Here is a 19,787-nt window from a genome sequence, read left to right on the forward strand (position 1 = left end):
CCGCCGGCCAGCCCGGTGGCCGCGCCGGCCACGCAGCTGGGCGCCGACTGGGCCACCGCCACCACCAAGGCGCGCGCGCTGGCCGTGGCCGCGGGGCTGGACTTCGACGCGCTGGCCGCCGTCACGCCGTACGAGTTCTACGGTGACTTCCACCGCACGGTGTACGCCGGCGAGCTGGCGCTGCGCGACATGGGCGAACTGCGCGTGAAGCAGTACAAGCTGCTGATGTCGGCCTTCCCGGCAGCGCCCGCGGCCATCGTGAAGGTCGGCGACAAGCCGTCGGACCAGAACGCGGTGCAGGTGGCCTTCCAGGCGCAGTTCAAGCAGGTCTTCGCGATCTTCAAGGGACTGGGTTCGGGCAAGCCGAGCGGCCACTTCACGATCGACTTCAAGAACAGGAAGCTGGTGAACGCCGACACCGCCGGGGTCAGTTTCAACTGATGAAGTGATTTGATGGCAAGCTCCGGGGTCCTTTCAAAGACTCCGGAGACTGCCATGCCCAAGGGCTACTGGATCGTGCGTGCCGACATCACCGATCCCGAGGTGTACAAGACCTACCAGGCGGCCAATGCCGCACCGTTCAAGCGCTTMGGCGCGCGCTTCCTGGTGCGCGCCGGCGGCTTCGAGGTGGTCGAGGGCAGCAGCCGGGCGCGCCACGTCGTGCTGGAATTCCCGTCCTACGAGGCGGCGCTCGCCTGCTGGAAGTCGGACGACTACCAGGCCGCGATCAAGCTGCGCGAGAAGGTCTCGACGCTCGACATCGTCGTGATCGAGGGCTACGAAGGCCCGCAGCCCTGAGCCAACCGAGACTTTGCACACGGCTCGCGGCGTCGGCTTCGAGTCAGACCGTCTCAAGCCGCCGGTCGGCGGGGCCGATAAAGCCGTGTGGTCTCCTTCACCCGCCTCATCGCCCCCTGGCAGCGCCGTGTCGCTGCCGCGTGCCTGCTGTTGCTGGCGGGCGGCGCGCTGACGCTGGCCCGCCCGGCGCATGCCGGCACCATCGGCAGCGCCGTCTTCGCGATCGAGGCCCGCCACGGCAACGAACCCAGCGCCGTCATCGCCGAACTGCGCCCGATCGAGCCGCAGGCGCGCGCGAGCGGTGGTGACGACCTGCGCATCTTCCTTGCCGCCTGGGGCTATGCCCATGCCGCGATCGACAAGCCGGCCGTGGCCGAGGCCGCGATCGAGGAACTCACCGACATCGGCCAGCGCACGCAGGATGCCGCCGCGCTCGCGTCGGCCTACACGCTGAAGGCCTGCGTGCTGCAGTTCTCCGGCCAGGTGCGCGCCGCGTTCGGCTGGATCGAGAGCGCGGTGCCGCTGGCCGACAAGGTGAACAGCCCCGACCTGAGCTACTGGGTCGACATGACCGCCGGCGACCTGGCCACCTCGAACGGCCAGATCGACGAAGGCATCCGCCTGCTCGAAGCCGCGGCGCTGGCCGCGCGCACCGGCCGCAACCCGCGCCGCGAGGCCCAGGCCTTCCAGGCGCTGGCGCCGCTGCGCATCGTCAAGGGCGACACCACCGCGGCGTTGGTGGAATCGCGCCGGGTGCGCGAGCTCGCCAGCCGCGCCGGCGACGTTGCGCTGATCACCTCGGGCTGGATCATGGAGGCGCTGGCTGCCGAAGCGTCGCAGCAGCCCGAGCGTGCCGAGCGCGCGCGCCAGCAGGCCGCGCTCACCGGCAGCGTGGTGCGGCCGGCGTCCGGCGTCAACTCGCAGATGGGCGGGGCGAGCTGGCTCAGCACCGAGGTCGACACGCTGCTGACGATGTCGACGCTGTACCTCGGCCACCGCGATTTCGCAGCGGCGCGCGAGTTCGCGCTGCGCACGCAGCGCCTGGCCGACCAGCGGCAAGACCCGGGCACGGCCGCGCGCGCGATGGTCAACCAGGGGCTGGCCGAGCTCGGCGCCGGCCACCTGCTGACCGGCCGGCAGCTCGCCGACCAGGGCCTGGCGATGCTCGGCAAGGCCGGGCGCAATGCCGAATACCTGATCCAGCTGAACCGCTATGCCGTGGCGCTGGAGCGCGCCGGGCAGGCCGTGCCGGCGCTCGACCGCCTGCGCGAGGCGCTGCTGCTCGAGACCGAACTGGAGCGCCGCGACCGCCAGAGCACCGTCGTCGCGCTGCAGCGCGAATCGAGCTTCCAGCAGCGCCAGCGCCAGCTGGAGCAGCTGCAGCACGACAACGAGCTGCAGTCGGTCGAGATCTCGCGCCGCAAGAACGAGCGCGCGCTGGGCTTCCTGCTGGTGGTGGCGATGGCGATCGGCGTCATCGCGGCCTGGCGGTTGTACCTGCGCTCGCTCGACGCCAACCGCCGGCTCGCGCTCAACAACGAGGCGCTCGAATTCGCGAGCACGCACGACAAGGTCACCGGCCTGCTGAACCGCCGCGCGATGGAGGCCGACATCGCCTCGCTCGGCGGCCGGCCGTACTGCGCCGTGACGCTGTCGGTGAAACAGTTCGGCCTGATCGTCGGCAGCGTCGGCCACCAGCTCGGCGACACGCTGCTGTGCCAGATCGCGACCCGCCTGGACGACGCCGCGACCCGCGACGCCGGCCGCCTGTACCGCATCGACGGCGTGACCTTCGCCGCGATCTACCGCTTCGGCGGCGACGTGCCGCGGCTGGATCGCGCGCTGCAGGCGTTGACCGAATCGATGGACATGCCGTTCGAGATCGGCCACCAGGACCTGATGGTGTCGATCGGCGTCGGTGCCTCGGAGTACCCGAAGGACGCGAGCAGCCACGACGAGGTGGCGCGGCTGGCCGAACTGGCCAAGCTGCAGGCCCAGGCCGAGCCGGGCAACAGCCACGTGATCTACGACGCGCGCATCGGCGAAGGCCAGCGCGACAAGCTGCGCATGGAGTCGCGCATGAAGAAGGCGCTGGAATCCGGCGACTTCGAGGTCTTCTACCAGGGCCAGCGCGCGTTGCGCGGCGGCATCAAGGGCTTCGAGGCGCTGCTGCGCTGGCATGACGACGGCAAGATGGTGTCGCCGGCGCATTTCATCCCGCTGGCCGAGGAGACCGGCCTGATCGTGCGCATCGGCGCGTGGGTGCTGCGCCAGTCGTGCCTGCAGGCCAAGGCCTGGGCCGATGCGGGGCTGGGCGCGCCGGTGGTGGCGGTGAACATCTCGCCGCGCCAGTTCAACCACCCGGAGTTCATGACCACGGTGCGCGAGACGCTGGCCGAGACCGGGGTCGACCCGGCCCAGATCGAGCTCGAGATCACCGAAGGCAGCGTGATGGACGATGCCGAGGCGAGCGTCGCGCGCCTGCATGCGCTGCGCGCGCTCGGGCTGCAGCTCGCGATCGACGACTTCGGCACCGGCTACGCCAGCCTCTCGTACCTGCGCCGCTTCCCGCTGAACCGGCTGAAGATCGACCGCTCGTTCATCAGCCAGCTCGGTGCGAGCGAGCAGGACGACACCATCGTGCGCACGGTGATCGAGCTGGCGCACAGCCTCGGCTTGTCGGTCACGGCCGAAGGGGTCGAGACGCCGGCGCAGCAGAGCCTGCTCGACGGCTGGGGTTGCGACATCGTGCAGGGTTTCCTGCACTCGCGGCCCGCGCCGGCAGCCGCCGCGACCACGCTGCTGGTAAGCGACCGGCAACCCGCGCTGGCGGCAGCCTGAGGGTTCACAATCGCCCGATGATGAATCGATTTGTTGTCGCGGCGGCGGGCATGCTCTTCGTCGGTGGCGCGGGCGCGCAGCCGGCCACGGCCGAGTTGCGCCCCGAGCAGATCGCGCTGTACCGCCAGAAGCTCGAGGCCGGCTGCGTGACCGACGCGAAGGCCGGCGGGCTGACGCCGTCGAATGCACAGGCGATGTGCGGCTGCTGGAGCAAGAGCCTTGCGCAGAGCGTCACCGAACCGGAATGGCAGGCGGCGGCATCGCATGCGCTGAAGCGCGACGAGGCGGCCGAGACGCAGGTGCTCGCGCCGCATGTGCGGCAGGCGGCGCGGCTGTGTGCGGCGGTGGGGCGCTGAGCGATCAGGCGGCCAGCCGCCGGTAGAAATACGTCGTCGCGCACAGCCCGCCCTCGGGCATCAGCGCGTAGTCCGGGATCACCCCCACGCGCTGCCAGCCCTCGCGCTCGTACAGCCGCTCGGCATCGGGGTTCGCGGTGTCGAGCACCAGCAGCGTCTTGCCATGCTCACGCGCCAGCGCCTCGGCCGCGCGCATCAGCGCGGCGCCGGTGCCCTGGCGGCGCGAGCGGCGGTGCACCAGCATCTTGCAGAGGTCGGCGCGGTGCGGTTGGTTGTCGGGCTGGTCGAGCACCAGCTGCACGGTGCCGACGATGCCTTGCGCGTCTTCGGCGACCAGCAGTGCGCGCTCGCCGCTGGCGACGCCCTGGGCCACGCGAGACCAGAAGGCCTGCGCGCGCTCCGGCGCGAAGGGTTGCATGAAGCCGACCGATGCGCCGCCGTCGACGCAGTCGATCAGCACCGCGGACAGGGCGTCGATGTCGGCCGGCGTCAGGGTGGCGAGGCGCCGAACGGTCAGGTCGGGGGAGGGCATTTCATCTCCAGGGGGCGGTTTCGGTGGTGATCACGACGGCATAGCGGGCCGGCTTGCGCGTCGGGTTGTGGTAACTCATCGGGCGGTCGAGCACCATCGCCAGGCAGTCGCCGGCGTTCAGGCGGTGCCGCTCGTCGCCGAGCGCAATCGCGATGCTGCCTTCGAGCACCCACACCTGCTGGTGCACGCGCGGCGTGCGTGCGGCCGTCTCGTAGTTGACGCGTGCGCCGGCCGGGAAGGCCACCTCGACGATCTGGATCGGCGATGCGAAGCCGGGCGGCGAGACGTTGCGCCGCACATAGCCCGAGGCCGGGTCGCGCCACAGCAGCTGGTCGGCCAGCCGAGACACCGGTGCGGCGTCGGCCCCGGGCGCCTCGAACAGCGACGCGAGCGGCACGCCGAGGCCGGTGGCCAGCTTCTCGAGCACGACGGCGGTCGGGCTGCTTTCGCCACGCTCGATCAGCGAAATCATCGAGCGGCTGACGCCGCAGTGCGTGGCCAGCTCGTCGAGCGACAGGCCGCGCGCTGCACGCAGCTCGCGCACGTTCTGCGCGATGCGATCGGAGAGGGAGGAGGTCGGTGTATCTTCCATTGGAATAATCATCCAATATGTTGGATAGGAATGTCAAGAGAGATGGAAGCGAGCGCCGCGGTCAGGCGAAAATGAGCCAACGGATCAACGCCGTACTTCAACGACTCCATCCAGGGATGCCATGCGCCGATTCAGTCTTCACCACCTCACTGCGGCCCTCCTGCTCGCCATGCCGTTCGTGGTATCGGCGGCCGACACGCTGTTGCCGCCCGGCAGCGGTTGGGAAGGTCGCAGCGGCCCGCAACTGGCCGCCGAATGGTGGCAGTGGGCTTCTGCCGAGCCGGACGAAACCAATCCGGTGCAGGACCTGAGCGGCGCGCAATGCGCCGTGGGTCAGCGCGGCACCCTGTGGTTCCTGGCCGGCGGGTTCGGTTCGTCGCTGATCCAGCGGACCTGCACGGTGCCGGCCGGCAAGGCGCTCTTCTTCCCGATCATCAACATGGCGTACTACCCACAGCGGGGCAACACCGCCTACACCTGTGCGCGGGCGCGATCACAGGCGGCGCTGAACAACGATGCGGCGGTGGACTTGTTCGCCGAGATTGACGGCGTGCCGGTGCCCGAGCCAAAGCGCTTTCGCGTCGCGACCGAGCAATGCTTCAACATCTTCGGTCGTATCGCGCAGGCCGACCGGCCTTACGAGGGCTACCCTGCCGCCACGGACGGCTACTGGTTGCTGCTGAATCCGCTGCCCAAGGGCCGGCATGTACTGAAGTTCGGCGGTCGCTACAACCGAAGTTCGACGGCCTACGGCCGCTCGCTGCAGGACATCGAGTATCGGCTCAACGTGCAGTGAGCCCACCGCATGTCGCGCCGCAACCTCCATGGCATCAACTCGATCGTGATCGGCGCGCTGGCGCTGTGGCTGATCGCCGGCGTCAAGCGCCTGCAGGTCTACCGCGACACGCATGCCGGCTACCTGCTGGACGTGCTCGATCGCATGGGATGGCTCGCGGATTCGTCGCGCAGCGACGCGCAGCTGAAGGCCTGGAATCCGTTCTCGCTGAACGACGGCACGGCGATCACTGCGGCGTTCGGGTTCGCCATCTACCTGGCGCTGGCGGCAATCGGCTCGGCGCTGTGGGCGCAGCGGCGCGACGAGGACAACCTCTACCTCAGCGCCGGCTTCATGTGCGGGTCGTGCGCGCTGGTGTATGCGGACTATGCGTGGGGCATGGCAGCGATGCTCGCGGGTGCCGCCGCGATGCTGCTGTTGCGTTCCCGCCAGCGGACACTCAGCCCGCGATGAGCCTGGCCACCAGCGGCATCAGCAAGGCCGCCAGCACCACCTGCAGCCCGAGCGCGATGCCGGCGTAGGCACCGGCCTCGTCGTTGACCTGCAGCGCGCGGGCCGCGCCGATGCCGTGCGAGGTGGTGCCGAGCGCGAAGCCCCGCACCGCCCAGTCGGTGAACCCGAGGGAGTTGAAGAGCCAGCGTGCCGACAGCGCACCGGCCATGCCGGTCAGCACCGCGAACACCGCCGCCAGGGCCGGCACGCCGCCGATCTGCTCGGCGATGCCCATCGCCACCGGCGCGGTGACCGATTTCGGCGCCAGCGATCGGACCACGTCGGCGGGCATGCCGAACGCAAGGCCCATCGCGACCGCGCTGGCCGCGGCCGCGCTGCCGCCGGCCAGCGCCGCGATGACCAGCGCGACGCCGCGACGCCGCATCTCGTGCCGCCGCAGCCACAGCGGCCAGCCGAGCGCGACGACCGCCGGCCCCAGCAGCACATGCACGAACTGCGCGCCGGCAAAGTAGGTCGGGTAGGGCGTCTTCGTCGCGAGCAGCACGCAGCCGATCACGACCACCGACCACAGCACCGGATTGGCCCACGCGGCGCGGCCGACGCGCTCGTGGCCGGCCTGCACCAGCACGTAGGTCACGAGCGTGGCCGTCAGCCCGAACAGCGGCGTGGTCGACAGGTAGACCCAGAGCTGCACGAAGTCAGCCATCGTGCGGCTCGCGCGGCGCCTGCGAATCCGGTGGCGACCGCAGCAACGCGCGCAGCACCAGGCCGGTGACCACCATGCCGCTCCAGGTCGACACGCACACCACGACCAGCAGCTGCCAGCCCCAGGCCGACACCAGGTCGAGGTGCGTGATCACGCCGACGCCGACCGGCACGAACAACAGCGACAGGTGCGTCAGCAGCAATTCGGCCGCGGCCTGCACCGGCGCACGCACGGCCTGCCAGTGCAGCAGGGCCAGCAGCAGCGCCAGGCCGATCACCGGGCCGGGGATCGGCAACGTCAACGCATGGGCGATGGCTTCGCCGGTGGCCTGCAGCAACAGCAGCCAGGCGAGGCCGCGCAAGGCGTTCATGGCTGCCTCCCGCGGCCGATCATCCACGCGGCGCTCAATCCGCTGAGCAGCGCGAGCGCGGCACACACGCCCATCACCTGCCGGAAGCCGGCCACGAAGGCGCCGCCGATCGCCTGCTGCAAGGCCGGCCTGAGCGCGGCGTCCAGCCCGTCGGGCAACGCGATGCCGGCGAGCCGGTCCTGCTGCTGCCGGATCGCATCGGCCACGCCGGCCGGCAGCGACAGCGCCTGCATCGACTCCGCGAGCTGGTGGTTGAAGCCGTGCGCCATCAGCACGCCGAAGCCGGCGATCGCCAGCAGGCCGGCCGCGCGCGACACCGCGTTGTTGACGCCCGAGGCCACGCCGGCCGCTTCGGCACCGACCGCATTCATCACGGTGGTCGTCAGCGGCGCGACCGTGATCGCCATGCCGAGGCCCAGCACGAAGGTGGCGGGGAAGAAGCCCGTCCAGTAGCCGCTGCCGACGCCCGGCACCATGAACAAGGCGAAGCCGGCGGCGGCCACCAGCGGGCCGACGATCAACGGCAGGCGCGGCCCGGTGCGGTCGACGATGTGCCCCGCGGCCCGCGACAGCGCGAACATGATCGCGATGAACGGCAGCATCGCGGCACCTGCGGCTGCGGCACCGTAGCCCTGCACCTGGATCAGGTTGAGCGGCAGGAAGTACAGCCCGCCGCCGAGCGCGGCATACAGCAGCAGCGTCAGCAGGTTGGCGCCGGCGAAGTCGCCGATGCGGAACAGGCGCAGCGGCACCATCGGTGCGGCGCTGCGGGCTTCGACAAGGAGGAATCCTGCGAGGCCGGCGATGCCGATCGCAAGCGCCGCGAGCACGTCGGCCGATCCCCAGCCGTGCAGCGGTGCCTGCACCAGCGCGAACACGATGCCGGCGAGGCCGAGCGTGACGAGCACGGCACCCGGCACGTCGATCGCCGAGGTGTCCGCGTTGTTGCGGCTCTCGGGCACGCGGGTGGCGCAGATCAGTAGCAGCACGGCACCGAGCGGCAGGTTCACGAGGAAGGCCCAGGTCCAGCGCCAGTGCTCGACCATCCAGCCGCCGAGCACCGGGCCGACGGCCGCGGCGACGCCGCTCAGCGCCGACCAGGTGCCGATCGCGCGCCCGCGCTCGGCCTGCGTGAAGTTGGCGCCGATCAGCGACAGGCTGCCCGGCACCAGCAGCGCCGCGCCGATGCCTTGCAGCGCGCGCGCCGCGATCAGCAGGTCGGCCGACGGCGACAGCGCGCAGGCCGCCGACGCGACGGTGAACAGCGCGACGCCCGCCATGAAGACGCGCCGCCGCCCGAGCCGGTCGCCGAGCGCGCCACCGGCCAGCAGCAGCGACGCGAGGAACAGCGCATAGGCCTCGACGATCCACTGCAGCTGCGCCGCGCTGGCGTTCAGCTCGCGCTGGATCGCGGGCAGCGCGACGTTGACGATGCTGCCGTCGATGAAGGCCATCCCCGAGCCGAGGATCGCGGCGGCCAGCGTCCAGCGCTGCCCGCTGGCCGGCGCGCCAGCGCACGGCGCACCATGCAGGATGGCGACCTTGTCGCAGGGGGTCTGGCCGGCGGGGTTCACGGGCTCGCCTGTGCCTGCCCGTCCAGTCTCACCAGCGTCCTGAGCGCCAGTTCCACGACCTCGCGCGTCGTCGCCGCGCCGGTGACGCGCAGCGCCTCCTGGAGGAGAGCGTCGTCGATCAGGATGCGAGTGCGCATGGCGTACCTCATGGTCTGTGCGCACGCATCCTATCCGGCTGGCCTCCACGCTGCCCGACAATCGCCCGCATGACGCCGATCCGCTGCTGCCTGCTTGCCCTCACCACCCTGCTCATCGCGACTGCGAGCGTCGCGCAGCCGGCCCCTCCCGTCGCGCCGAACCTCGTGCTGGTGCTGCAGGCCCCTGATCGCGCGTTCCCATTGGCCCTCGTGCGGGCCGGCACGTTCGCGCCGTTCGAGCTGACCGCGGAGTCACTGCAGCCGGGCCAGCGCGTACAGCTTCACCAGGCCGGTGCACGCATCCGCGAGGCGCGCGTCGATCGTTTGCAGATCGAAGAACGCCAAGGCTGTTCCGACGGCAGCCATGCGGTGCTGACGCCGCCATTGCCGGGCGCGAGCGACGCGACGGCGCTGGTGACGACGCGTGCGCTGAAGGACCTCGGCGTCGAGCGCGCAGCCGCCGCCACCGAGGCCGATCGGCGCGCCGCCCGCGAGGTCGCCCGCACCATCCTGGCGCGCCACCAGGCACCCGCCGCGGCGCTGGCCGACACGCTCGCGGCCCTGCGCGTGTCCGTGGTGCGCATCGAGCGCGCAGGCCAGCCCGTGCTCGTCGTGTCGTCGCACATCGAGAACCAGGACAACGTGCAGACGCTGTTCTTCGTTGCCGAGCGCAACGCCCAGGGCGTCTACGCCGCCACCCATGAAGAATTCTTCCGCGGCGGTGCCGGCGCGTCGGCACTGATGGAGATGGACTTCGTCGATCACGCCGACCTCGACGATGACGGCGTCGCCGAGCTGGTCTACGCCTACGCCGGCTACGAGTGGTCGGGCTATGGCGTGCTGAAGCGCGCGGCCGGCGGCTGGACGGCCGTGCATGCGCAGGCGGTCGGCGGCTGCTGAGGCGGTGTTGTCGGTCGCGCCGTCGGCGTGTACTGTTGGGGCTCCAACAGATCGACCCCAGGAGGAACCCATGGTCTACGGTCTCACGCCGCTCGGCGTCATCCACACGCTCATCTCGCTCATCGCGGTCGCCGCCGGCCTGGTCGCGTTGTTCCGCGACAAGCGCATCATCGCCGGCACCACCACCGGCCGCATCTACATCTGGGCCACGGTGCTGACCTGCCTCACCGGCTTCGGCATCTTCCAGCATGGCGGTTTCGGCAAGCCGCACGTGCTGGGCATCGTGACGCTGGTCGTGCTCGGCGTCGCGTGGCTGGCCGGCCGCCGCAGGCTGTTCGGCGGCGCGTCGCCGTACGTCGAGACCGTCAGCTACTCGCTCACTTTCTTCTTCCACATGATCCCCGGCGTCACCGAGACGACGACGCGGCTGCCGCTGGGCAAGCCGCTGCTGCCGAATGCCGATGCCCCGGAACTGCAGGCCGTCGCCGGCGCGCTGTTCCTGGTGTTCCTGATCGGTGCCACCTGGCAGTGCCTGCAGCTGCGCTCGCGCAGCCGTCCGGGCCTCACTGCAGCCACGCCCGCCGCCTGACCTGCCGATGACCCTTCAGCGCACGGCGTCTCACCTCAGCATCACCGTCAACGATGTGGCCCGCGTCGCCGGCGTCTCGGCGATGACGGTGTCGCGTGCGCTGAACCGGCCTGAGAACGTGCCGGCCGCCACGGTCGAGAAGGTGCGCGCCGCGGTGGCGCAGACCGGCTACGTGCCGAACCGCGCGGCCGGCGCGCTGCGCTCGAGCCGCAGCCGGCTGGTGGCGGCGGTGGTGCCGACGCTGTCGGGGCCGATGTTCCTCGAGACGCTGGAGGCGCTGACCACCGGCCTGGCCGCGCGCGGCTACCAGCTGATGGTGGGGCAGAGCGGCTACAGCGAAGCGCGCGAGGACGAACTGCTGGCCGACATCATCGGCCGCCGCCCCGACGGCATCGTGCTGACCGGCGTGCTGCACACCGCGCAGGGCCGGCAGCGCCTGCTGGCCTCGGGCATCCCGATCGTCGAGACCTGGGACCTGATCCCCGACCCGATCGACGTGCTGGTCGGTTTCTCGCACGAGGCGGTCGGCAAGGCGGTGGCGGGCTTCTTCGCCGAGCGTGGCCGGCAACGGCTCGCGGTGATCGGCGGCGACGACCCGCGCGCGCGCCGCCGTGCCGAGGCCTTCGCCGCCGAGGCGCTGGCGCGCGGGCTGGCCGCGCCGGTGTTGCAGTACGTGCCCGCGCCGACCCGGCTGGGCCATGGCCGCAGCGCGCTGCGCGACCTGCTGCGCGGGCAGCCGCGGGCCGACGCGGTGTTCTGCAGCTCCGACCTGCTGGCGCTCGGCGTGCTGACCGAGGCGCGCGCCTGCGGCATCGACGTGCCGGCGCAACTGGCCGTGGTCGGCTTTGGCGACCTGAATTTCGCGGCCGATCTCGAGCCGGCGCTGAGCAGCGTGCGCATCGATCCGCGGCAGATCGGCGACCTCGCGGCGCAGTGCATCGTCACGCGCGCCAGTGGCGAGGCGCTGCAGTCGCGCGTGATCGACGTCGGCTTCTCGATCGTCGAGCGGGCCAGCAGCTGATCGGGTAAACCCGCATGACAGGGGTGGTCGCCAGCGCGTATTGTTAACGTTAACAATCCAGGAGACATCCCATGCACACGCTGTTGTCCAGGCTGGCGCTCGCGTTGATCCTCGGTGCCGTGTCGATGGCTGCCGCGCACGCCGAAGCGTGGCCCGACAAGCCCGTCACGCTGCTGGTGCCGTTCCCGCCCGGCGGCTCGACCGACACCGTCGCGCGCGCCATTGCGCCCAAGCTGGGCGAGGCGCTGCACCAGACCTTCATCGTCGACAACAAGGCGGGTGCCACCGGCACCATCGGTGCGGCGCTGGTCAAGCGCGCGGCGCCCGACGGCAGCACCTTCCTCGTCACCTCGCTCGGCCCGCTGGTGATCGCGCCGCACCTGCTGAAGAACGTGCAGTACGACGCGCTGAAGGATTTCGACCTGATCACGATCGCGGTGCAGGCGCCCAACGTGCTGGTGGTGCCGGCCGCGTCGCCGCACAGGAGCGTGGCCGACGTGATCGCGTTCGAGAAGGCCAACCCCGGCAAGATGACGTTCGCATCGTCGGGCAACGGCTCCAGCGACCACCTGACGGCCGAGCTGTTCTGGCAGCTCACCGGCACCAGCGGCTCGCACATCCCGTACAAGGGCGGCGCGCCGGCAATCTCCGACCTGCTCGGCGGCCAGGTCGAGGCCTCGTTCCAGAACGTCAACGCGGTGCTGCAGCACATCAAGGCCGGCAAGCTGCGGGCGCTGGCGGTGACCGGCGACAAGCGCTCCGCGGTGCTGCCCGAGGTGCCGACCTTCGACGAAGCGGGTGTCAGGAACCTCGCCGTCTACTCGTGGCAGGGCATCGCGGCGCCGAAGGGCCTGCCGGCCGACGTGCGCGCGAAGGCGCATGCCGCGATCGTCGCCGCGCTGAACGACCCGCAGGTCAAGCAGCAGTTCGTCTCGGTCGGCATGGAGATCGTCGGCAACACGCCGGCGCAGTTCACCGCCTTCCAGCAGAAGGAATTCGCGCGCTGGAAGACCGTCATCGAGACCGGAAAAATCACCGCAGACTGAATCAAGACCACCGACCCATGAGCACACCCACCATCACCGCGCTGCGCGCGATCCCCGTCGCCGGGCGCGACGACATGCTGCTGAACCTGAGCGGCGCGCACGGCCCGTTCTTCACCCGCAACCTGCTGATCCTGACCGACAGCGACGGCCGCACCGGCGTCGGCGAGGTGCCCGGCGGCGAGAAGATCCGCCAGACGCTCGAAGACGCGGCGCCGCTCGTCGTCGGCCAGCCGATCGGCAACCACCAGCAGGTGCTGCAGCGCGTGCAGCAGGGCTTCGCCGACCGCGACAGCGGCGGCCGCGGGCTGCAGACCTTCGATTTGCGCACCACCATCCATGCGGTCACCGCGATCGAATCGGCCTTCCTCGACCTGCTCGGCCAGCACCTGGGCGTGCCGGTGGCGGCGCTGCTCGGCGAAGGCCAGCAGCGCGATGCGGTCGAGATGCTCGGCTACCTGTTCTTCGTCGGCGATCGCACGCGCACCGACCTGCCTTATGCGGATGGTGCGCAGGAGCCCGAGGCCGCCGACGACTGGTTCCGCCTGCGCCACGAGAAGGCGCTGGATGCCGATGCGATCGTGCGCCTGGCCGAGGCCGCGCAGGCGCGCTACGGCTTCAACGACTTCAAGCTGAAGGGCGGCGTGCTGCGCGGCGATGAAGAGGTGGAGGTAATCCGCGCGTTGCACGAGCGCTTTCCGACGGCGCGCATCACGCTCGACCCGAACGGCGGCTGGCTGCTGAAGGACGCGATCCGGCTGATGCGCGACATGCGCGGCGTGGTCGCCTATGCCGAGGACCCGTGCGGCGCCGAGGCGGGCTTCTCCGGCCGCGAGGTGATGGCCGAGTTCCGCCGCGCCACCGGCCTGCCGACCGCCACCAACATGATCGCGACCGACTGGCGCCAGCTGAGCCACGCGCTTGCGCTGCAGTCGGTCGACATCCCGCTGGCCGACCCGCATTTCTGGACGATGGCCGGCTCGGTGCGCGTCGCGCAGACCTGCCGCGACTGGGGCCTCACCTGGGGCTCGCATTCGAACAACCACTTCGACGTCTCGCTCGCGATGTTCACGCAGGTCGGTGCCGCCGCACCCGGCAAGGTCACCGCGATCGACACCCACTGGATCTGGCAGGACGGCCAGCGCCTCACGAAAGAGCCGCTGCGCATCGAAGGCGGCCATGTGCAGGTGCCGAAGCAGCCCGGCCTGGGCGTCGAGCTCGACATGGACGAGGTCGAGAAGGCCCACCAGCTGTACCGCCAGCACGGGCTGGGATCGCGCGACGACGCGGTCGCGATGCAGTACCTGATCCCCGGCTGGACCTTCGACCCGAAGCGGCCGGCCCTGGACCGCTGACCTCGACCGCTGGCCTGGATCGTTGAACACGTCACGAACGGGCCGGATCCCGCTCAAGTGGCGCGGCCGGTTGTCGATAAGCCTGCGTCTTCCTCTATCCGACGCACCATGCTCCTCGACAACCTTTCCATCGGCAAGCGCCTCACCGTCGTCCTCGGCCTGATCCTCGGGCTGTCGGTCGCGAGCAGCCTGTATGCGGTGTACACGCTGAAACGCACCAGCGCCGAGATCGACGTGATGATCTCGGACAACGTGAAGACCGAGCGGGCGCTGACCGACTGGCTGCGCTTCACCACCTCGGGCGTGCAGCGCGCCGCGGCCATTGCCAAGAGCAGCGACCCGAGCCTGATCGAGTACTTTGCCGGCGCCACCGCCGAATCGATCAAGCAGACCACCGAGCTGCAGAAGCAGATCGAGCCGCAGATGAACCGGCCCGACGAGCGCCGCCAGTACGAGAAGGTCAGCGAGCTGCGCAAGGGCTACCTGGCCGCGCGCGAGGAGGTGAGCAAGCTGAAGCTGGCGGGCGATGCCGACGGTGCCAGCCGCTCGTTCAGCGAGCAGTTCGAACCCAGGTCGCGCGAGTACATCGCCGCCGTGCAGGAGTTGTGCAATGCGCAGCGCGAGCAGCTCGACGCCAACGCGCGCGCCGCCGAAGCGCGCCGCGCCAGCGCGAACACGCTGCTGATGGTGAGCGCGGTGCTGTCGCTGCTGGTCGGCGTGACGCTGGCCGTGTCGCTGACGCGCAGCATCACCACGCCGCTGCGCCGCGCCGTCGCGATGGCCGACGCGATCGCCCGCATGGACCTGAGTGCCGCGGCGCAGACCCGCTATGCGCCGGACGAGACCGGCCGGCTGCTGCGCTCGATCGATGCGATGCGCACGGCGCTCACGCGCACGCTGAACGAGGTGCGCGGCGTGGCCGACGGCATCTCGACGGCCAGCACGCAGATCGCGACCGGCAACCAGGACCTGAGCGCGCGCACCGAGCAGGCCGCGAGCAGCCTGCAGCAGTCGGCTGCGTCGATGGAGCAGCTGACCGGCACCGTGCGCCAGAGCGCCGAGAGCGCGTCGCAGGCCGCGCAGCTCGCGTCGTCGGCGGCGCAGGTCGCGCAGCGCGGCGGGCAGGTGGTGTCCGAAGTCGTGTCGACGATGGACGAGATCAATGCCAGCTCGAAGAAGATCGCCGACATCATCGGCGTGATCGACGGCATCGCGTTCCAGACCAACATCCTCGCGCTGAATGCGGCGGTGGAAGCGGCGCGGGCCGGTGAGCAGGGCCGCGGTTTCGCGGTGGTCGCGAGCGAGGTGCGCAGCCTCGCGCAGCGCAGTGCCGAGGCGGCCCGCGAGATCAAGGGCCTGATCGGCCAGAGCGTCGACCGGGTCGAGGCCGGCAGCCGGCTGGTGCAGGACGCCGGCTCGACGATGGACGAGATCGTCGTCAGCGTGACGCGCGTGACCGACATGATCAGCGAGATCAGCGCCGCCTCGGGCGAGCAGAGCCAGGGCATCGGCCAGGTCAACGTGGCGGTGAGCCAGCTCGACCAGATGACGCAGCAGAACGCCGCGCTGGTCGAGGAATCGGCCGCGGCCGCCGAGAGCCTGAAGGACCAGGCGCTGCGGCTGAGCGGGATCATCGGGACGTTCCGGCTGAGCGGACAGGGAATGACCCTGGCGTGAGTCCGTGCGGGCTTGGCGGGGCCGCCAGCGTTTGATAGCGTTCGGCCCATGCCATCCAACGACGTCACAGGAAAACGGTTCGCGGCTTCCGCATGCGAGGAGATCGCTCAAGGCGACGGTGCCGGCAAGCGTGAGGTGATCTGCGACGCGCTGCGGGCCGAGATCCTCAAGGGTTCGGACAGTGGAGCCAGTATTCCCGCTGAGCGCGTGTTCGCCGAAGTGCGCGCGGCACTCGCAGCGGGCGGCGCGGCCGCATGACGGAGGGCTATTCCGGCACGCCGCTCGCGAAGAAGCTCGGCCTGAAAGAGGGCTGCACCGTTGCGATTCTTGACGAACCACCGGGCTACCGGACGCTGCTGGTGCCGGTACCGGCCGGTGTCGAGTTCACGAGCCGGGCGACCGGCATCACCGACATCGCGCATGTCTTCGTCACGAGGCGCGATGACCTGGCAGCGCACCTGCCTTCGCTGCGCAAGGTGCTGAAGCCCGATGCAGCGCTCTGGGTCTCGTGGCCCAAGAAGGCCTCGAAGATGCCGACCGACATCACCGAGGACACGATCCGCGAACTCGCGCTGCCGCTGGGCTTCGTCGACGTCAAGGTGTGCGCCGTCGACGCGGTGTGGTCGGGGCTGAAGCTCGTCGTGCGCAAGGAATTGCGCAACGAGCAGCGTCGCCCCTGATGCGCCCGCACGGCAGAATCGCGCCGATCATCATCGAATCCGGGGAGGAAGAATGACGGCACAAGGAATCCGCCAGCGCGCTGCTGCGCTGGTGTGGGCGCTCGGATGCGCGTCGGCACCGGGCGTGTGATGCGACGCGTCACGCGGATCGCGGCCGGTCTCGCGACCAGTGCGATGCTGGTCGCGCTGGCCAGCCTGGGTGCCGGCGAGGCGCTCAGTTCGCCGGCCGCACGCACCATCGGCGCGGCGCCCGCCGACCTGCAGGCCGAGACCGTGTCGATCCCGGACGGCCGCGGCGCCACGGTCGCCGGCTGGTTCATCCCGGGCCGGCCGGGTCGCGGCGCCGTGCTGCTGCTGCACGGCGTGCGGGCGGACCGGCGCGCGATGATCGAGCGCGCCCGGCTGCTGTCGCGTGACGGCCATGCCGTGCTGCTGATCGACCTGCCCGCGCACGGCGAGAGCAGCGGCGAGCGCATCACCTTCGGGCTGCGCGAAGGCGCCGGGGTGCGCACGGCACTGGCCGAGTTGCGGCGGCGCCTGCCGGGCGAGGCGATCGGCGTGATCGGCGTTTCACTCGGTGCCGCGTCGCTGGTGCTGGCGCACGCCGAGCCGGCGCCCGATGCCGTGGTGCTCGAATCGATGTACCCGACGATCGAGGAGGCCGTCGTCGATCGGTTGACGCGCCGTCTCGGACCGGTCGGGTCGGCGCTTGCGCCGCTGCTGCTGTGGCAGCTTCCGCTGCGCACCGGCATCTCGCCCGATCAACTGCGCCCGGTCGACGCGATCGCCTCGCTGAAGGCGCCAGTGCTGGTCGCCAGCGGCACGCGCGACCAGCACACCACCCTCGCCGAAAGCCGGCGCATCTTCGACGCGGCGCGTGAGCCGAAGCAGTTCTGGGCGGTCGACGGTGCGGCGCATGTCGACCTTTTCAACGCCGGCCCCGAGGCCTACCGGAAGACCGTGATCGCTTTCCTGGACCGGTACCTGGTCCGCTGACCCCTCTTCCTCAGGCATTTCGACACGCCCCTTACCGGTGCGAACCCGCTGCGGCGGCATACGGCCCCGCAAGCCGCTAGCATCGCCCGGTCATGGAATTCAGTCCCGAACTGTTCGCGGCGTTGGTCGCCGCAGTCGCCTTCATCGCCGGCCTGTGGCTCGTGCGAGCCCGCCGCCGCCAGACCCGCACCCGCGGTGGCAGCGGCCGTGCGCGCGGCCCGGCCAACCTGCGCTTCACCTGCGCCAACTGCACCAAGCAGTTCACGCACTCGCGCCGCACGCTGGTCGCCTACGAGCAGGGCTCGCGCCAATTCTTCTGCAACGCCTGCCACACGCGCTGGCGCGGCTCTCAATCGGTGATCCAGAACCGCACCCACGGGCCCGGCGAGATGCTGGCCCGCCGCGATGCCCAGCAGGCCAAACAGGCGCATCTGGCCGAGGCGGCCAAGCGCGTGCAGCCGCCTGCGCCAGGCACGGCGTCGAACGCCGATGCGAAGAAGGGTTGCCTCGGTGCGGTCGCGCTGCTGGTGGCGGCACCGGCGATCCTCGGCTGGGCGGCGGCGCACTACTACTTTTGAGGGGCGGCTTGCGAAATCCGCATGACCCGGGCTGAACCGCTGTGACATAGTGTCTCGGTCGCGCTCCGTCCTTCGCACCCGCCTCCCATGTCTCCAGAGCCCCTGATCGCCGTGCGCGATCTCGAATCCAGCTGCCACTGGTACCAATCCGTGCTCGGCCTGCGCAGCAGTGCCGCGGGTGTCGACGACGAGACGCTGCTGTGCGGCGAACGCGTCGTGATGCGGCTGCGGCCGTGGGACACCCGCCACCACCCGCACCTCGGCCGGCCCGACAGCAGCGCCCGCGGCAACGGCATGCTGCTGTGGTTCCGCACCGACGATTTCGACGCCGCCGTGCTGCGCGTGCGCCAGCAGGCCGCCCAGGTGCTCGAAGGGCCGGGGGTCGACCCGAACCACGGCCGGCGCGAGATCTGGCTGCGCGACCCCGACGGCTACGTCGTCGTGCTGGCCGGCCCCGAAGGCGAGGTGGCCGCATGACCACCTCTGCGAGATCAGGTCTGCAGATGGCGCGCAACATCGAGATCAAGGCCCGGATCGAGGGCATCGAACAGCTCGAACCGCGTGTCGCCGCGCTCGCGCAGCAGGGGCCGACGCCGATCGCGCAGGACGACACCTTCTTCCGCTGCGAGAACGGCCGGCTGAAGCTGCGCGCGTTCTCCGCCACCGAAGGCGAGCTGATCTTCTACCGCCGCGCCGACCAGGCCGGCCCGAAGGAATCGTTCTACCTGCGCTCGACGACCGCCGAACCGGCGTTGCTGCGCGAGGTGCTCACGCTGGCCCACGGCCAGGCGGGCCGGGTGCGCAAGCAGCGCACGCTGTACCTGGTGGGCCGCACGCGCGTGCACCTCGACCGCGTCGAGCGGCTGGGCGATTTCCTGGAGCTCGAGGTCGTGCTGCGCGACGGCGAGCCGGCCGAGGCCGGCGTGGCCGAGGCGCATGCGCTGATGGCGCAGCTGCAGGTGCCGGCCGGGCAGCTCGTCGAGCGGGCCTATGTCGACCTGCTGTCCTCCAGCGAGCGACATCCCTGATGCTCAAACTCCTGGGCGTCGTGGTGGCCCTGGTCGTGGTCGGCTACCTCGGCCTGTGCGGCGCGCTCTACGCCTTCCAGCGCTCGCTGCTCTACTTCCCGCAACCGCGCAGCGGGCCGCCGGCCGGCGAGATCACGCTGCCGGGCCTCGGGGTGGACGTGCGCGCGTCGGTGCGGCCGCATGACGGCCCGCAGGCGCTGGTCTACTTTGGCGGCAATGGCGAGGATGTCTCGCAGACCCTGCCCGAACTGGCGCGCACCTTCCCCGACCACGCGATCTACGCGATGCAGTACCGCGGCTACGGCCGCAGCGGCGGCTCGCCGTCCGAGGCCGCGCTGCAAGGCGATGCGCTCGCGCTGTACGACCTCGTCGCCCGCTCGCATGCACGCGTGTCGGTGATCGGCCGCAGCCTCGGTTCGGGCATCGCGATCCGTGTCGCGCGGGAGCGCCCGGTGTCGCGCCTCGTGCTGGTGACGCCGTACGACAGCATCCTGGGCCTGGCATCGGCGCAGTTCCGGTGGTTCCCGGTGCGCTGGCTGCTGCAGGACACCTACGAGTCGGTGCGGCATGCACCGGCCCTCACGGTGCCGACGACGCTGATCGCCGCCGAGCACGACGAAGTGATCCCGCGCGCCAGCACCGAACGCCTGCTGGCGGCCTTCGCGCCGGGTATCGCGACGATGACCGTCATTCCCGATGCGGGCCACAACGACCTCTCCCGCCGCAGCGCCTACGGGCGTGCGCTCCAAGCCGGCTTCTAGGCCC

At 70.7% G+C, this 19,787-nt stretch carries 24 protein-coding genes and 1 pseudogene; 19 read left to right on the forward strand and 6 right to left on the reverse strand.

Going from position 1 to position 19,787, the window contains the following annotated elements:
- From AC1D1T_RS06340 to AC1D1T_RS06355, 4 genes and pseudogenes are all read left to right on the forward strand, one after another.
- Window positions 1-441, forward strand: a pseudogene (locus tag AC1D1T_RS06340) (metallophosphoesterase); the annotation flags it as partial.
- Window positions 442-495: 54 nt separating this feature from the next.
- Window positions 496-798, forward strand: a complete 303-nt coding sequence (locus AC1D1T_RS06345; protein ID WP_477991661.1) for a DUF1330 domain-containing protein — start codon at window positions 496-498, stop codon at window positions 796-798.
- Between the two features lie 87 nt (window positions 799-885).
- Complete coding sequence (locus AC1D1T_RS06350) at window positions 886-3,639, forward strand: putative bifunctional diguanylate cyclase/phosphodiesterase (protein ID WP_465114267.1); 2,754 nt, start codon at window positions 886-888, stop codon at window positions 3,637-3,639.
- Between the two features lie 20 nt (window positions 3,640-3,659).
- The gene (locus AC1D1T_RS06355) at window positions 3,660-3,995 is read left to right on the forward strand and encodes a hypothetical protein (RefSeq protein WP_477826719.1); all 336 of its coding nucleotides are present in this window, start codon (window positions 3,660-3,662) and stop codon (window positions 3,993-3,995) included.
- Window positions 3,996-3,999: 4 nt separating this feature from the next.
- On the opposite strand, the gene AC1D1T_RS06360 is transcribed toward AC1D1T_RS06355, so the two are convergent.
- A complete protein-coding gene (locus AC1D1T_RS06360) occupies window positions 4,000-4,527 on the reverse strand; it encodes a GNAT family N-acetyltransferase (protein ID WP_465114266.1) in 528 nt (175 codons plus the stop codon).
- Window position 4,528: 1 nt separating this feature from the next.
- Entirely contained in the window at window positions 4,529-5,119 is a 591-nt protein-coding gene (locus tag AC1D1T_RS06365; RefSeq protein ID WP_477839922.1) for a helix-turn-helix domain-containing protein, read from the reverse strand.
- 121 nt (window positions 5,120-5,240) lie between these two features.
- Between AC1D1T_RS06365 and AC1D1T_RS06370 the strand changes: the two genes are divergently transcribed.
- Both AC1D1T_RS06370 and AC1D1T_RS06375 read left to right on the forward strand, forming a co-directional pair.
- Window positions 5,241-5,915 carry a hypothetical protein gene (locus AC1D1T_RS06370; protein WP_477826721.1) on the forward strand — a complete coding sequence of 225 codons (675 nt, stop codon included), beginning with the start codon at window positions 5,241-5,243 and terminating at the stop codon, window positions 5,913-5,915.
- 9 nt (window positions 5,916-5,924) lie between these two features.
- Window positions 5,925-6,368, forward strand: coding sequence for a hypothetical protein (locus tag AC1D1T_RS06375; protein ID WP_477826722.1), 444 nt, complete (start codon window positions 5,925-5,927; stop codon window positions 6,366-6,368).
- Here the strand turns inward: AC1D1T_RS06375 and AC1D1T_RS06380 are convergent.
- Genes AC1D1T_RS06380 through AC1D1T_RS06395 form a run of 4 tightly spaced genes read right to left on the reverse strand, consistent with a single transcriptional unit; the run spans window position 6,355 to window position 9,155 of the window.
- Window positions 6,355-7,074, reverse strand: coding sequence for an LrgB family protein (locus tag AC1D1T_RS06380; RefSeq protein ID WP_465114263.1), 720 nt, complete (start codon window positions 7,072-7,074; stop codon window positions 6,355-6,357). The genes AC1D1T_RS06375 and AC1D1T_RS06380 overlap by 14 nt on opposite strands.
- Window positions 7,067-7,444 (reverse strand): CidA/LrgA family protein, encoded by a 378-nt coding sequence (locus AC1D1T_RS06385; protein WP_477828276.1) that lies wholly within the window; start codon window positions 7,442-7,444, stop codon window positions 7,067-7,069. Before AC1D1T_RS06385 ends, AC1D1T_RS06380 begins: the two co-directional genes overlap by 8 nt.
- Window positions 7,441-9,018: a DHA2 family efflux MFS transporter permease subunit gene (locus tag AC1D1T_RS06390; RefSeq protein ID WP_477828275.1), complete on the reverse strand. Its 1,578-nt coding sequence runs from the start codon at window positions 9,016-9,018 to the stop codon at window positions 7,441-7,443. Before AC1D1T_RS06390 ends, AC1D1T_RS06385 begins: the two co-directional genes overlap by 4 nt.
- On the reverse strand, window positions 9,015-9,155 hold the full coding sequence (locus AC1D1T_RS06395; RefSeq protein ID WP_465114260.1) for a type II toxin-antitoxin system VapB family antitoxin: 141 nt from the start codon (window positions 9,153-9,155) through the stop codon (window positions 9,015-9,017). The genes AC1D1T_RS06390 and AC1D1T_RS06395 overlap by 4 nt, the downstream gene beginning before the upstream one ends.
- Before the next feature lie 69 nt (window positions 9,156-9,224).
- On the opposite strand from AC1D1T_RS06395, the gene AC1D1T_RS06400 reads away from it, so the two are divergent.
- The 13 genes from AC1D1T_RS06400 (at window position 9,225) to AC1D1T_RS06460 (ending at window position 19,783) form a co-directional block, all read left to right on the forward strand.
- A complete protein-coding gene (locus AC1D1T_RS06400; RefSeq protein WP_477839926.1) occupies window positions 9,225-10,055 on the forward strand; it encodes a hypothetical protein in 831 nt (276 codons plus the stop codon).
- A gap of 70 nt (window positions 10,056-10,125) precedes the next feature.
- Window positions 10,126-10,644, forward strand: a complete 519-nt coding sequence (locus AC1D1T_RS06405; RefSeq protein WP_477828986.1) for a DUF2306 domain-containing protein — start codon at window positions 10,126-10,128, stop codon at window positions 10,642-10,644.
- A gap of 7 nt (window positions 10,645-10,651) precedes the next feature.
- A complete protein-coding gene (locus AC1D1T_RS06410; protein WP_477839928.1) occupies window positions 10,652-11,665 on the forward strand; it encodes a LacI family DNA-binding transcriptional regulator in 1,014 nt (337 codons plus the stop codon).
- A 71-nt stretch (window positions 11,666-11,736) separates the two neighbouring features.
- Window positions 11,737-12,711, forward strand: a complete 975-nt coding sequence (locus AC1D1T_RS06415; protein ID WP_477828869.1) for a Bug family tripartite tricarboxylate transporter substrate binding protein — start codon at window positions 11,737-11,739, stop codon at window positions 12,709-12,711.
- Between the two features lie 17 nt (window positions 12,712-12,728).
- Complete coding sequence (gudD, locus tag AC1D1T_RS06420) at window positions 12,729-14,063, forward strand: glucarate dehydratase (RefSeq protein WP_477991662.1); 1,335 nt, start codon at window positions 12,729-12,731, stop codon at window positions 14,061-14,063.
- A 108-nt stretch (window positions 14,064-14,171) separates the two neighbouring features.
- The gene (locus AC1D1T_RS06425) at window positions 14,172-15,740 is read left to right on the forward strand and encodes a methyl-accepting chemotaxis protein (RefSeq protein ID WP_477839932.1); all 1,569 of its coding nucleotides are present in this window, start codon (window positions 14,172-14,174) and stop codon (window positions 15,738-15,740) included.
- A 48-nt stretch (window positions 15,741-15,788) separates the two neighbouring features.
- The gene (locus tag AC1D1T_RS06430) at window positions 15,789-15,998 is read left to right on the forward strand and encodes a hypothetical protein (protein ID WP_477828849.1); all 210 of its coding nucleotides are present in this window, start codon (window positions 15,789-15,791) and stop codon (window positions 15,996-15,998) included.
- Entirely contained in the window at window positions 15,995-16,420 is a 426-nt protein-coding gene (locus tag AC1D1T_RS06435) for a DUF3052 domain-containing protein (protein WP_477828850.1), read from the forward strand. Before AC1D1T_RS06430 ends, AC1D1T_RS06435 begins: the two co-directional genes overlap by 4 nt.
- 129 nt (window positions 16,421-16,549) lie before the next feature.
- Window positions 16,550-17,416, forward strand: coding sequence for an alpha/beta hydrolase (locus AC1D1T_RS06440; protein WP_477839934.1), 867 nt, complete (start codon window positions 16,550-16,552; stop codon window positions 17,414-17,416).
- Between the two features lie 92 nt (window positions 17,417-17,508).
- Window positions 17,509-17,994: a hypothetical protein gene (locus tag AC1D1T_RS06445; RefSeq protein WP_477827727.1), complete on the forward strand. Its 486-nt coding sequence runs from the start codon at window positions 17,509-17,511 to the stop codon at window positions 17,992-17,994.
- A gap of 87 nt (window positions 17,995-18,081) precedes the next feature.
- A complete protein-coding gene (locus AC1D1T_RS06450) occupies window positions 18,082-18,471 on the forward strand; it encodes a VOC family protein (RefSeq protein WP_047507361.1) in 390 nt (129 codons plus the stop codon).
- 26 nt (window positions 18,472-18,497) lie between these two features.
- On the forward strand, window positions 18,498-19,022 hold the full coding sequence (locus AC1D1T_RS06455) for a class IV adenylate cyclase (RefSeq protein ID WP_477840914.1): 525 nt from the start codon (window positions 18,498-18,500) through the stop codon (window positions 19,020-19,022).
- Window positions 19,022-19,783 (forward strand): alpha/beta hydrolase, encoded by a 762-nt coding sequence (locus tag AC1D1T_RS06460; protein WP_477827728.1) that lies wholly within the window; start codon window positions 19,022-19,024, stop codon window positions 19,781-19,783. The genes AC1D1T_RS06455 and AC1D1T_RS06460 overlap by 1 nt, the downstream gene beginning before the upstream one ends.
- Window positions 19,784-19,787: the final 4 nt, after the last annotated feature.

This window comes from Rhizobacter sp. P2_H3, from assembly GCF_056403355.1.